Origin of the sequence: Vibrio cionasavignyae (genome assembly GCF_050337155.1) — a bacterium.
Taxonomy (GTDB): domain Bacteria; phylum Pseudomonadota; class Gammaproteobacteria; order Enterobacterales; family Vibrionaceae; genus Vibrio; species Vibrio nomapromontoriensis.
In genome coordinates this window covers 1-14,814 of the sequence record NZ_JAKJSR010000027.1, presented here as the reverse complement: position 1 = coordinate 14,814, position 14,814 = coordinate 1, and the positions used below count along the sequence as shown (strand labels likewise).

Sequence of the window (14,814 nt, the reverse complement as noted above, 5' to 3'; positions counted from 1 at the left end):
AATGGCGTATTGTTTGATTAGGTATAGGGGTTGAACAGAGAGGCTCACTTTCTACAGGAGATCGTATATGGCATTTTTAATATCACAGTCGACAAATTATCAGGTTTACCTGAAAGCATTCCATCAGTTTGGGCGTTTGACCTCGGCAGTCGATACCGTCATTGATAGTCCGGAAATTTCACGAATTCATGGCATTATTGAGTGGATAGACGCAGGTTGGTATATTCGAGATATCAGTAAAAATGGGATTTGGCTGAATAATCAACCTATTACTGCCAATTCATTGCAGCCGTTATCACTCAACGATACGATCAGTTTTGCAAATCGTCGAGACATTACCTTCGTGGTCGAAAACCTAGATAAACCTTGTGATGCTTTGGTGCCGATGTCTTCCTCTGAGCCCGATGAAAGTAAAACTTATAAGCCTATTTTATTACAGCAATATCACTTTTTACCGTCTGAAACCTCACCTGAATTGATCATTTACTATGACGTCAGTGAGAAGCAGTGGTATTGCGAAAACTTATCGGAATCCTCGGTTCATAAAATTGAAGATGGAGAGATGTTGGAGTTTTCTCACTCAATGTGGCAGTTGATGAAAGGGGTTGATCAAACTGTTAATGAAACCGTCGCGATTAACGAAAATGTCGACGCTGACTTATGTTATGTCTTCAACATTAGCCAAGATGAAGAGTTGACGGAACTCACATTAAAGAATCGCAATGGTGATATTGATTGCGATACACGCACTCATCACTACTTAACAGCGTTGCTGGCGAGATACAAAGGGCAAGATCGACTTAATTCATTGCCAGCCGATCTACAAGGCTGGCGTAGCATAGAGCAGTTAACCAAAGATATTGGTTTGTCTGAATCTCATGTCAATATTCAAATTCATAGGGCGAGGAAGCAGATTTCAGACAAGCTGTTATCGGCTGGTATTTGTGAGCCACTGCTTATCGAGCGAAAACGCGGTCGAGTGAGATTGGCAGCGACCAATTTTAAAGTGTTCAAAGGGCAAGCGCTAGAATTAGATTCAACATCCATATAGTGATGACTTCATTGCTGTCTTCCTTATCGTTTTGAGCGTTACGATATTAATAAAAGTCAATAGGTTAGCTGTTCGCCGTTTAGGCTAAATGGCTAGCCGTGTTTCTCGACAGATCCTGCTGTAATACCCCGTAATAACATCTTGCGTGTTTTCGCTCTACTCTTTGTCCGTGGTGATTATCCTTGTGGTGAACAGAATGTTTGCGCTGGATAACGCGCAGAGGCCATTTGTTTGCTGACGTTACACTGGTTATGCAATCAGGCATGGGTTAAAGAGTTGGAGACTAGGATGAAAACAATACGGATATTAATTGGTTTAGTGGCATCGCTGGCACTTGGACCTGTCGTGGCGAGCGGTATCGAGTCGAACATATGGACACTGGGGAATGTCATCTTTGATGATGGTGGAAAGGCAAAGGGGTCGTTTGTTTTTTCTTCAGAATCAGGTCAATGTGAAGCAGTGAACGTCACAGTGAGTGGCCCTTTGTTCAATGGTGCCGACTTTACTTTTGCAAGCTATAAAGACCGAATTTCATGCAATGCAAACTATCTTGATGCTTGTGAGGGCGAGTGCCCTAATGGTTCAAGGTATTTTAGGCTTACCTTTGACAATGCACTTGGTAGCAATGTCATTGAGACAAAAGTTGCGACTGGTTCAGTTGAGAGTGGAACCTATTATGGTAAGGGAGCGTTTGCTAACGCTAAAGGTGGCAAAGAAGGTCTCGTTCAGATCGTACCCACCAATATTGATTATGGTATGTACTTTGACGCTGATATTCGCGATGCGGAGTTTTGCCAGCTTTCTGTCGATAGTGGGAGATTGAGTTTTGGAGACGGGGTGACTAATCCGGCGATGACCTGTCCAGATTTATTCTCGTGGTACTTATTTACTAAAGTGATTGATGATGAGTTTTGGGTGAAATGGGCAGATGAGACCCAAAATTGGCCCGAAAATCCGTTACCGTTATGTAGTTCAGAAAATTCAACGGATTGCTGCAACCCTAATCAGGTGGTTAATCAAGACAGTGCTCACTTTAAAAACTGCCCTTATTTTCCAGGGGAGGAGCAACAGGCACTTATTGAAAAAGCGAAACATGCCACCAATGCAACAAGTGCTAATAGCAGTAGTGTACAGTCATTCGTGGAAAACTTTGAGAGTTTGATCAAAGTGGGTAATCCGGTAATCAAGGAGAAACGGGACCAAATAGTGACCTATTTAGCCAATGAATGTACTTCTGCAGAGATCGATACCATTTTGCCGAACGACCCTGAAAGTATTGGCCGTGTACTTCGCCAAACTAATGCTGAAGTGACCATCAGAAATCAGCAGTTTCACGAGTACTTATATCGCAACAATTTATATAATAGTGATGGTGTGTTAGCTGTGTATAGTCGAAACGATGCTAATCAAGTTAACAATGCACCTTATCATCTTGGTAATCAGTCAGCGGCGAATTCTGCTTCAAGCAAGCTAGCAACGGTTGACCTTCCTCCTCAATCAATAATGATTAAAAGTAACTGGCTAAGTGAAAAATTGATCAGCGCGATGCGCGCAAAATATCCAGAGCAAATGGTTGACTTTGCAGCTTCAGATCAATACATCAGGCAGATACACAAGACACCGGTCACGTTGAAAAGTGGTAAAAATTGCCATATTACGGATAATCACCTGTTAATGGCTTTTCATGTATCTTCGAAAGATATTCCCCGCTGGGTCTGGACGACGTTTGAGCATAAAAATAATCCCGGGCGCTGCGACTTTACGGGTTGTAATGATAGCTTTGGGTATAGGGCAATAAGGCCTGTTACTGGAGAATCCACTAACTATATTTCTCCATGGCAGAAAAGCGACAATTTAGCTCAAAGTTCCGTGGTATTCGCTCGCGATCTCCAGTACCCAGAAGGGAAGCCAACAGAGCAACTCACGGTGTTATTGTCGCATTTTGGTATAGCAACACAAAGCAAACCGCAAGCTGTCAGTGTGCTTCCGAGTAAATCGGACTTTGCTTGGAAAAACTATCGCTTGAAGGGCTCTCAGGTGAACTTCACGGATAACCAAGGTCGACCAACTCATTTAGGGAACTCGATCACAGAGGCTGGATTTATGTCTAACTCAAGTTGTATTGGTTGTCATGCAAGGGCGGGTGTTGCACTCATTGAAGCAACGAAAGCGGGGGAGCGAGATAAAGCAAATTTCTTCCACCTAGGTGTATTTGAGCCGACATTCAGTGAATTTGGCTATCAACAGTCGCATGATGGGATCCCCAATCAAAAATGGTATTACCAAGACAACGGTAACCAATCTTTAGAAGTGCTACAAACAGACTTTGTTTGGGGCTTTCTTAATGCTCAACCACTCTGCTTTGGTGATTGTAACCAACAGCTAAACTAGGTTGGGCTAATTGATTATTCAATGACAAGGAAGCGTGCTCCTTGTCATTTTTTATCATTATTTTGTAGGTTAATTAATTTCGATTTCGATGACTCCATCATAAGCTCCTACCTTGCTGTAATAGAGTGTAATAGCATAATTGGACCATGGTTATTAAAATATATATTCGTTAAGTGAATAAATTGAAGTTCCAAACTGTAAGTCGAAATACAGCAAGTATCCATCTCAACATTGGAAGCGGTGTAGGTGACGATATGAGTGACACACTCGATCGTGAACGTGTGCGCTTGGAGACTAGGTGCTAATTGGTACTGCTATATAACAACGCTATTTAAAGTGAGTGAAAATCATGAAAACCATCTGTTATTCTTCTCTAATTAATATTAAGCATAGTAATTTACCACAAGCCTCAACACCTATTGAGCGTCTACAAGCAAGTATGACACAGCCTTATCGCTCCCAAATGTGTGGAGCTTATTCTCTCGTTGCCTCAGCCATTACGCTTGGCGTTTTATCGAAAAATATGGAACCGTTGCATATTACTAATCGCTTACTTTTTGAAGACGTTGACGATGAACATATCAGAACCGCTGAGCAATGTTCACGTGAAGCAATCCTCAATCAAGATGATACGTTTGCGCAGTGGGCTGAGAAAGTTTATAGCGTGACAGGAATAGTGAATTTAGATGACCCTTTGTCTGATTGTGTTCCTTATAGCCAAGGTTGTAACAATGGTAATTCACCTTCAGCCATGATTATGGTTGCTAGGCAATTGGGTATCGACGTTCAGTTGAGAGTGAGTAACAAGATGAATGAGGAGATTAATAGTAACCCCAGAATAAAGGATAGACTCTGTGTCGCACTTGGTACTGCTCCGAAGTTGCGCATGGACCGAATTAACTTTACGGATGGCTTTGGTCATTGTCCAGAAAATGGTCAGCTCGGTATTTCACTAATGTCCATTATTTCAAATGATAATGTGACTCTAGCTAATAAACAACCGAAGCACTGGATAACAAGGTGCTCAGATAACACCTATTTTGATTCTCTTCGTGACTTTTATGAGGGACACCAATATGGTCGAGTAGGAGCGCCTTGGGCTGCTCGACCTTATACTGATACGGGAATGGAAATTATTTTATCAAAGAATCATTGAGGCAACTGTTTCGGTTTTTAATGTATCTATTCCACGCGAATGAAACTCAGGAAATAACAACCTGTCGATTAACATATTATAAGAATAAGCACGTTGTTTTGATAACGATGATGAGCATGGTTGGTATGTCAACATGTAAATGTATTACAAGGAAGGAAAATTATGTGTACAAACTTTTATATTAAAACAACAAAGAGCGATATGGTAATTGGTCGGACACTAGAGTTTGCTTTAGACGTAGAGTCAGATATATTTTTTCGAAAGGCCGGTTATCAGTATAGTCAAAATATACGTCAGGTTCTGAGTCAGATTCAGACCGATCTTGGGCTTTCAGATGAGCAATTGAATGATTTTGCTATCAATACTGAAACACCGGACGTAGAACAGCTTTATAGCTGGAAAGGAAAATATGGTTTTGTGGCCATGGGCAGTTTAAGACAAAGTTTTGCAACGAATGGCTTAAATACACAAGGGTTAACAACGGGCACGATGACCTTGGCACAAAGTGAATATCAGCCTTTTGTAGCAGAAAAAAACTCGAAAACACTACTCTATCCATGCTTAACAAACTGGATTTTGTCAAACTGCGCTTCGTGTCAGGATGTGATTGATTCTCTTGATGTAAGGCGTGAAGACATTCGTTTATCCGAAGAAAGTACCCTGTCGACAGTGATGGCCGATAATGGAGAGGAAAAATTAAGAGTCTCCAACCCATTTACTGACGCATTACCGCCTGGGTTTAAATTTCATATGCCGATTCAAGACCGACTCGGCCACAGCATTGTGCTGGAATATACACATGGACGTTTAACGATTACAGATTTAATGCCGATTGGTGTTTTGACCAACGATCCTGTGATTGGATGGCAGCAAGAAAATGTCATTAATAACTATATGAATATTACGCCCGTTAATATACAAAACTTAAATCCAAATGCGTTTGGGCTGAACAACAACTTTGAATGTCATACAGTAGCACAAGGTACTGGCTTTACGGGGTTACCGGGCAGCTCAACGCCTGTTGACCGCTTTGTTCGTGCATCCATGATGACAAATTTTGCTTTTCAAGCTGATGACACAGTAGAAGCAACCAACTTGGCGTTTCACATTCTAAATACCGTAGATATACCTGATGGTACAAGTCGTGAACATATCAATAGTGAAACGGGCAATGGTTCGGATCGCACTTTATGGGCGACGGTGTCGGATCTTACTCATCAAGTCTATTCTATTCGTATGTATGGCTCTCCTCAGGTGTTTAAAATTGACTTGAAGAAACTGGATTTAGAAGCGCTTAACGACGTTCGATATCGCTTGCCTGTACGTGAACATCAATCTATTGATGTAACAAACAATATTATGAGTCAGGTTACAATATCAAAAGAGCCTCAACCGGAAAGCGTATAATAACAATGTTTAGGCTACCTTGATGTGCGAGTATCGTTCTAAACTTAGTAGTGTAATATTCATCAAATCGTTCTATGCTGTGTGACTAATATAAGTTATTAATAGCTAGTTTGAATTTTGTTCTAGTGAGTTTGAACGGTGTTCTCATAAATTAGTCGTTGACAGTAAAATTACTTTAAGAGAATTTTAAAGTAACGAATGAAACATAAAATCCCTGCGTTAAGCTGACGACTGTCTGCTTTGTAATATTCACAGTACTGTAGGGATATAATGAAAAGTAAAGTAGTAAGTGCGATTGCCCTGTTGTTAATTGCAACGGGGCATTGTCGTGCGTGGGAAGGCAATCCATTTCTAATTGATATCGATAATGGGGTTTCTTCGCAAGAGAATGAAAATACCTTTGCACCAATGGGTGCACTGACCTCGAATTATTTTGATATAAACCTAGATGCTTCACCCGGAAGTCGGGTGGTTGGTAAGATCAATTTTGAAGGTAATCGTCGACCGAATAATGTATCAAGTGATTTGCATTATCGCATTGCCGAAAGCTCTGGTGAAGGCGCGTCGCTATTTACGATTGAAAATGTTCGCGATAGTAAAGGTCGTTTGTTTGGTCAATTAGTCTATCAATCGGCCACGCCATTAGAGGTAGGTGCGTATCCGTTGCAAGTCGTTTTAATGGAAGCCAACCAAGCGAAAAGACGTTACGACATAACGGTAAATGTCGGCGCCGAAACACAATGGCAAGGCTTTTATCAGCGAGCGTTTGAGTTTATGCAGTCGTCCAAGCGACTTCAGGCAGTGTTTGATTTCGAGGATAGTGAAGTTGCAGATTATATAGCTGAATTGAACGATAATAATGGCGCCTTTACAGGATTTGAGTTTTACCACGCCAGTAGCGAAGGTGAACGGTTAGATATTGGCGCTCGTCAACTTGCCAAAGAGTTAACGTTAGCCGCTCATCAAATTCGAGCATTAGCCGCCTCGTTAGGTGATAGTGATACTTATGGACCTAATGGAATACCAGAAGAGCGAGCAAATCTACAACATGCTTTGTATTTAGCTGTGATTCGTTATGTTGAACACTTCCCTGTGCGCGATTTTGCCAATACGTTAACATTGATGCACAACATGGTGACGCATCAATGGCGATTTACCGATCCAATGAGTTCAACCGGATTGATGATGGTTGTTGATATGGAAAAAGACATTGCTTCGGGCGATAGTTTGGCCATAAAAGCAAAAGAGCGTTTTCATGAATTATTGCAGATCGCATTTGATTTACCGTATAAGCAAAGGCGGCCAAAGTTCAATCGATACTACTTACCTAATGATCTCGCACACAGTCCCGGTGCCTGGGCCGATGCCAATCGCCATCACCGAATGCGGACATGGGTGATGATGGCTGCACTATGGCATGACTATAATCGTCCTCTTACCTACCAACGATGGTGGTATCGTGATTATCCGCCATTTGCTAAGCAAAATACTACTTTGCTTCCGGGGTGGGAACCAAAAGGTAGCTTATCGGACCTAAATACTTGGTTGGAAACGAATGCTCGTTATGCTTATAAGTATGGGCAGGCAGGTATGCTTCCTGATGGGACCATTTCGCATCACACAGGCTCTCGCCAAGACATGGCGTTTTTTGCTTATGGTTTTGAATGGATGACCGACACGCCTTTTTCTGCAATGAAAACGCTTGCCGATACACCATGGAAAGTCAGCTCACAGCCATACAATGATTCTAGCTATTTCCTAACTGACGTCTACCCAGCTCTACTCTATAAGGGTGGGTTGGACTTTCAAGTAAGTGGTCGCAGCCATGCTTCTCCCATTACGGAAGTATTTGGTAGTACAAAAATGCAAAAAGGTATTGCCTCAATACTAGAAGCTAAGAGCCATGATACCGAAATAAAAAATGAACCCGAGTTAGTAACTCTGGGTGATCAGTTGTTAAATCAAACACATGAAAAATCGGCAAGTGTGGCATTTTGGAATAGTGACTTTTTGGTACATCGTCGTGGTGAGCAGGGTAGCCCCGCGTATTACATGTCTTTTAAAATGAATTCATCTAGGACACTCGGTGCAGAAAGTTTTGATCCAGACACCGGCTATCACAATGGCAGTGGGATATTGCAAATTAAAGTCAATGGTCAAGAGTATTCAAATGTGATGGACAGTTGGGATTGGCACGCGCTACCAGGGCTAACAGAGGAGCTTCGAGTTGACGAATTACCGATGAAAAGTGACTTAAAGCTGTTTAATCCAAATCACTATTCTGGCGTGGCGTCGGATGGTGATATCGGTGTTGCTGGTTTTAAATACGCAAGTGAGGCACCTTATAATTCAGCATCAGCGAATAAATCGGTCTTTTTTATTGGCGATGCTGCCTATGCGACTGGAAGCCAAGTTTCCCGAGTAAAAAACGAAGAATCCGATGAGCCCATTATTACGACCATTGATCAAGTGGAATGGAAGAGCGATGTGACTTATCAAATAGAGGGTGAAGAGCTTGAGACAATCGAGGTTGGGAGTTATGTCGATCAAGTCCTGCCTGTGCGAGGCACTGCATGGTTCCATCAAGGGGACGTCGGTTATGTCGTGATGGCAAGCTCAGCGGTACAAACCAATGTGATGTTACGAGGCGGGGATGCCGTCAACTCAACGCTTCGTGGTGATGTTCCTGTTATCCACCTTGCGATTCATCATGGCGTTGAGCCGCAAGCTAATGAAGAGCGTTCACATTATCGCTATGTGGCCATTCCTAATGTAACGGCAGATCAAATGCCTAGTATTGTCACAAGGTTAACCCGCTCATCTACTTTGATAGCAGATGAATCAATACACGGTATGTATCAACATGATGGCGCGAATGAGAGTATCGCCATGAGTTTCTTTACGGCGGGGGAAAAGACAATCTCTATACCTCAAGGGAACCCTTTGACTGTTTCGGTCGATAAGCCGGCATTGGTGATCATGAATAGAGCACAAAGAACGTGGAAAGTGACGGTTCAGGATCCTTTACATCATGTTGATAAAGAAGCGATGGAAGAACGAGGAAAGCGATTTAAGTTTTGCGTGAGAAAAGGAAAAAATGAAATCGTTGTGAGTGTAAACCGAGCGCTCCAAAGTGGGCAGTATGACTACCCAAGACAAGGCCGCGTGAATACTAATACACCGAGCCAAATAGCAACGGTGAGCAGTGATGATGTCAATAGTACGATAGTGTTTGAGCTTCCCGATACAACGGACTCTAAAGACTATGCGGGTAAAGAAGAGCTCTATGTTGGGATGCCTGCGACCATAACCGTACGAGAACGGTAAGCGCACCGATACTCAAAAAAATCAGCGGATAAATGAAGGCAAAGCACCGACAGAAGGTCGGTGCTTTTTTTGAGCATTAGAGAATGCCGAGTTGCTTTAGTTTTCGGTAAATTGTATTACGGCTGATACCCAAGACCCGCGACGTTTTACTGATATTGCCTTGGTTCGCGTTGTAGGTGTGCAGTAAGGTGTCGTCGACGGTAGTTTTTAAATCGGCATGAGTGGTGCCATCCGATAAATGAAGGCTTGTCGCATCGGATGGCTTTTCTGAAGTCAAACGTGCGGCTAATTGTGTCGGGAGGTGATCAAGTGTAAGAACGGCTTCATCACCAGATAGCAAAGTGGAGACCTTTAGAACATTGTCTAATTCACGAATGTTACCCGGCCAAGAGTAATGACAAAGCAAGGCCATGAGCTGTGGGCAAAGGGTTTGTTTTACGGTCACATATTTCTGGTGAATATGAGAAATTAGCGCCAGTTTATCGTGCCTATCCCTTAAGCTCGGGATTCTAAAGGTAAGACCCGTAATTCGATAATAGAGATCCTCTCGAAATTGGCCATCGGCGATCAATTGTTCAAGATCTTTATGTGTGGCAGCAATGATTTGGCAATCAACGTTAAAGTGTTGGTTGGAACCAACAGGCACCACCGTTTTATCTTGTAATACCTGCAATAAACGACATTGTGCCTCAAGAGGCATGTCGGCAATTTCGTCTAGGAATAATATGCCTTTGTCAGCTTGCCGAATTTTGCCTTGATAACCTTTGTTGTTTGCTCCAGTGAATGCGCCAGGTGCGTAGCCAAACAGTTCAGACTCAATCAGATCTTTAGGTAACGCCCCACAATTGACGGAAACAAGCGGTGACGATTTGCGTTTACTTTGCTTGTGAAGCGCTTTAACAAACTCTCCTTTACCAACGCCAGTTTCCCCCAAAATAAGGAGGCTAATGTCGTTATTAATAATTCGATTGGCTTGTTGCCACGCATCTTCAATAGATTGCTCGCCAAAATGTAAATCACTGGAGGCCGTGTACGATTGAGAGCGGGGAAGGCTTGGTGTTAGGTGCTGTTTTTGAAACACTAAAGGTGATGGGGAAAGTGAACCATCCAATAACGCATCTATTGATTTACCTAATATAGGAGTCTGGTCTAATAGTTGTGTGGCGACTTGGTTATGGGCCAATATTTCACCAGATTCATTTGCAATAACAATCCCTTGCCAACCACTGCGTAATAGCGATTTGTCGCAAGCAAGGTCGATTCTGATCGAGCCATCTGGAATGGTGTCAAGAAGGTGGTTTTCGACTTGTTGCACCATACTTTGTACTAATACTTGAATGGTGGTGTCGTGCTGTTGCTGTTCACTGGTAATATCTAAAATGCCGATCAGTTGTCCAAGGTGGTCGAATAAAGGGCTGGCAGAACAACTGATGAAGCGATGTTGGTGAATAAAGTGCTGCTCGCCGATAATTGTTACGGGTTTTGCTTCAATTAATGCGGTGCCAATGGCGTTGGTGCCTTTGATTTGTTCTTGCCAGCAGGCCCCTGAACTTAACGCAATGGATGTTAGCTTTTCCTTAAACCGTTCCTGTCCCCAGCTTGCCAGTATCACCCCTTCTTGGTCTGTTAAAATAAGACGGCTGTCCGTTCGAGCAAACATCTGGCTAAACAAAGGTAATGCGTAGCGCTCCACGATGTTAATCAGTGCAGAGGACTGGTGACGTCGCTGTTTCAGTACGGAAGGTGCTAAGTGAATATCATCAGGGCGCTTTCTTTGTTTGAGTCCGGCTTCACTACTGCGGTGCCATGAGCTTGAGAGCCAATCTGAAGTATGAACATGTTGTAGCCGCATGAATGTTCCATCCTGTGACAGTTAGGGTGTTTCAATTTGCAACAGTTGAACAAGGGGGCATTCCCGCGATATCGCACCTGTCGATTATTGTGTTTTATGTTAATGGATTGTAATCATAGCGTTGCGCTATGTTGACGGCAAGTTTTCATAGTTGGCGCGTGAATTGCGTTGTTGGTTTTGTGAAGCTGATTTTTTGATGGCTGTTTTAAACCATATTTTAAGCGCTGACTCATTCGCTGCATTTGCACCGTTTAAGTCGCACGTCGAATATTGCCATACCTTTAGACACTTCCTAAACAATGAACCGACACAATGTAATGTAATAGACAGAAGGATATCACGATGATTTATGCACAACCGGGCAGCGCAAACTCAGTCATTAACTTTAAAAATCAGTATGATAATTATATCGGCGGTGAATGGGTCAAGCCTGTTGGTGGAGAGTATTTTGACAACATCTCACCAGTGAATGGTGAAGTTTACTGTCAAGTAGCGCGCTCTAGTGGTGCTGATGTTTCATTAGCGCTGGATGCCGCACATGCCGTCCGTGAAAGTTGGGCGAGCACGAGTGTGACGGAACGATCCAATATTTTGTTGAAAATCGCGGATTGCATTGAAGCAAATTTAGAAGAGATAGCCGTGGCAGAGAGTTGGGAAAATGGTAAGCCCGTACGCGAAACGTTAGCGGCAGACATTCCTTTAGTTGTTGACCATTTTCGCTATTTTGCTGGGTGCATTCGTGCGCAAGAAGGCAGTGCGGCAGAGCTAGATGTGAACACGGCAAGTTATCACTTTCCTGAACCGGTTGGTGTTGTAGGTCAAATCATTCCTTGGAATTTCCCAATTCTTATGGCGGCTTGGAAATTGGCTCCTGCACTGGCTGCGGGCTGTTGTGTGGTATTAAAGCCAGCAGAACAAACCCCAACGTCCATATTGGTGCTAATGGAAAAGGTCGGCGCATTGTTACCCGCAGGCGTAGTCAACATCGTTAATGGATTTGGCAGCGAAGCCGGTCAAGCTCTGGCAACCAGCGATCGTATTGCTAAGCTTGCGTTTACAGGTTCAACGGAAATCGGTCACCATATTCTTAAATGCGCCGCTGAGAGTCTGATTCCTTCAACGGTGGAGCTGGGAGGGAAGTCACCTAATATTTATTTCCCAGATATATTTGATTATGAAGATGAGTATCTCGACAAGTGTGTGGAAGGAATGTTACTGGCATTCTTTAATCAGGGGGAGGTGTGTACGTGCCCGTCTCGAGTGTTGGTCCACGAATCGGTATACGACAAGTTTATTGCTAAAGTGATAGAGCGCGCCCAGAGCATTAAGCAGGGTAACCCTTTGGACACGGACACCCAAGTTGGGGCCCAGGCTTCTAAAGAACAATTTGATAAGATCTTGAGCTATTTGGATATTGGTCGACAAGAAGGCGCGAAAGTTCTGACTGGAGGGGAAATAGCTCAACAATCCGAATCGTTAGGAAGTGGCTACTATATTCAACCAACGGTGCTGCAAGGGCACAATAAAATGCGAGTATTTCAAGAGGAGATTTTTGGTCCTGTCATTGCAGTGACAACGTTCAAAGATGAAGCAGAGGCGTTAGCCATTGCCAATGATACCGATTACGGCTTAGGCGCGGGAGTGTGGACACGAGACGCAAACTTAGCGTATCGAATGGGGCGTAAGATTGAAGCGGGTAGAATATGGGTGAACTGCTACCACGCCTATCCGGCACACGCTGCGTTTGGCGGATACAAAAAATCAGGCATCGGACGAGAAACACACAAAATGATGCTAGACCATTATCAAAATACCAAAAACTTACTGATTAGTTATGACACCAAACCGCTTGGCTTCTTCTAGTCCCCTAACATAAACAGAAGCATTTTAATTTGTTAACGCAAAACGTCGATCTTACTAAGGTCGGCGTTTTTGATTAGTTAAACGACGCATTGTCAGTTTTTTATATAAGGGCAGTTCGCATTTTCTTACATGTTTGGGCGAATTATGTAAGGCGCTATCTCCTTGTTTATTGATTCACAGTCATGACTTACCGTGAAACAAACAGTTTTAAGCATTTCATGATGTTTGCTTAGCCCTTGAGCTTAAATAGTTTGAATTACCTGAGTCGGGACAATAATGGTTTGTTATCGATAGGATTAAAATTTTTAGAAATGATTTAGTGGAATGTTATATGTCATTAGGCGCGGTAAATGGTAGATTTTACAGTCTATTATGCTGCCTTGTGCGTATTTTCTAGTTGTATCTGACATTCTGTTAGTACACGGCCATTGAGTAATACTATGACCGCGAAATGTTCTTCCTTCGTTCATTTATCTTGTCTTGCGTTCGCCTCGAACATTTTAGCCTCCGACGATCTGTTGTCATTAATCGATATGCCTTTGGCATCATTGGCTGAGACAAAAGTGGTGTCTACTACTCGAAATGCTCAAAGTTTGGCCGATACACCCGCGTCGGTTTACGTCATTACAGCAAAAGAGATTAACCGTTCTGGCGCGCGTTCCGTGGCCGATGTGTTAGCACTCGCGCCCGGTTTACACGTCGCGAAGTTTTCCAATTATGATTGGGGGATCAGCGCCCGAGGATCAAATGAAACACTCAATAACTCCCTATTGGTCATGGTGGATGGGCGTAGCGTATTTAATGCCATGTTTTCAGGCGTAGACTGGGATTTAATTCCGGTGAGTTTAGACAGTATTGCTCAGATCGAAGTCGTATTAGGGCCTGTTGGTACTATTTGGGGAGGAAACGCGGTTAATGGTGTCGTCAATATCATAACCATGGATGCAGAAAGTGCGCCGCAAGGAAAGGTTTCTGTCAGCGTTGGAAATTACCAATACAAGGAAGTGAAACTTCATGAAGCCACTCAACTTAATGCGAAGACCCATATCAGTGGTTATGTTGAATATGTTGAGCATAAACCATGGACCAGTGAGGAAGGTCGTGTCCAGCCTAATCAGCATTTTGGCGTATTAACGGGTCGGTTTGGTGGGAGGTTAGATTACCAACATCTAGAAAATACATGGAATGTCCAGTTCGGTGGTATTCGCTCGGAAGAAGACTATCTGTGGGCAAAATATAACCCGCACTTTTTATTTCCGGGTCAATCTGGTACTGAGTATTTTGAGCAAGTGATGGTCGCGCAGGAGTATTTTGTCGGCACGAACCATGTGTATGAACGCGCCAATGCCGATACGTGGGAAAACGATGCATGGCTGACTTATAGCTCGAACGATAGTACTGATAGAAATACACAATTTGTGAGATTCGATCTTGATAGTCGTTACACGTTAAATGACTTGGCAGGGACTCAGTTAATGCTCGGTGCGAATGTTCGGCTAATTGATGAAACATTCGCGTCATACACCATACAAGACCAGTTCACTATGCCGTATTTACGCACGACGCAATCACCGGAGTTTTTTAATCAAAGCTACGGGTTGTTCGCTAACTGGACTGTCCCTATTACTGAACGAACCACCATGATGCTTGGTTCTCGTTGGCAGTATGACAATATTACCAACAAGGTCGCACCACAACCCCAAGCTCGTATCAGTTACGCTTTGTCTAAATCGCAACGCTTATGGGCGGGTTGGGGTCGGGCTATTG

Annotated in this window: 8 protein-coding genes; 7 read left to right on the top strand and 1 reads right to left on the bottom strand. The window is 43.2% G+C overall.

Annotation, left to right across the window (positions count from 1 at the left end):
• Nucleotides 1–67: 67 nt before the first annotated feature.
• From L4D74_RS20340 to L4D74_RS20320, 5 genes are all read left to right on the top strand, one after another.
• Nucleotides 68–1,051 carry an FHA domain-containing protein gene (locus L4D74_RS20340; protein WP_428754346.1) on the top strand — a complete coding sequence of 328 codons (984 nt, stop codon included), beginning with the start codon at nt 68–70 and terminating at the stop codon, nt 1,049–1,051.
• 288 nt (nt 1,052–1,339) lie between these two features.
• A complete protein-coding gene (locus tag L4D74_RS20335) occupies nt 1,340–3,442 on the top strand; it encodes a hypothetical protein (RefSeq protein WP_428754344.1) in 2,103 nt (700 codons plus the stop codon).
• A gap of 349 nt (nt 3,443–3,791) precedes the next feature.
• Nucleotides 3,792–4,598, top strand: a complete 807-nt coding sequence (locus L4D74_RS20330; protein ID WP_428754343.1) for a T3SS effector IpaJ family cysteine protease — start codon at nt 3,792–3,794, stop codon at nt 4,596–4,598.
• Nucleotides 4,599–4,760: 162 nt separating this feature from the next.
• Complete coding sequence (locus L4D74_RS20325; RefSeq protein WP_428754341.1) at nt 4,761–6,005, top strand: linear amide C-N hydrolase; 1,245 nt, start codon at nt 4,761–4,763, stop codon at nt 6,003–6,005.
• Between the two features lie 270 nt (nt 6,006–6,275).
• Nucleotides 6,276–9,332, top strand: coding sequence for a polysaccharide lyase family 8 super-sandwich domain-containing protein (locus tag L4D74_RS20320; RefSeq protein WP_428754339.1), 3,057 nt, complete (start codon nt 6,276–6,278; stop codon nt 9,330–9,332).
• 76 nt (nt 9,333–9,408) lie between these two features.
• Here the strand turns inward: L4D74_RS20320 and L4D74_RS20315 are convergent, their stop codons facing one another.
• A complete protein-coding gene (locus L4D74_RS20315; protein WP_428754338.1) occupies nt 9,409–11,184 on the bottom strand; it encodes a sigma-54-dependent Fis family transcriptional regulator in 1,776 nt (591 codons plus the stop codon).
• A gap of 342 nt (nt 11,185–11,526) precedes the next feature.
• On the opposite strand from L4D74_RS20315, the gene exaC reads away from it, so the two are divergent.
• Both exaC and L4D74_RS20305 read left to right on the top strand, forming a co-directional pair.
• Complete coding sequence (gene exaC, locus L4D74_RS20310; RefSeq protein ID WP_428754336.1) at nt 11,527–13,047, top strand: acetaldehyde dehydrogenase ExaC; 1,521 nt, start codon at nt 11,527–11,529, stop codon at nt 13,045–13,047.
• Between the two features lie 440 nt (nt 13,048–13,487).
• A partial coding sequence (locus L4D74_RS20305) for a TonB-dependent receptor plug domain-containing protein (RefSeq protein WP_428754334.1) occupies nt 13,488–14,814 on the top strand: 1,327 nt, incomplete at its 3' end.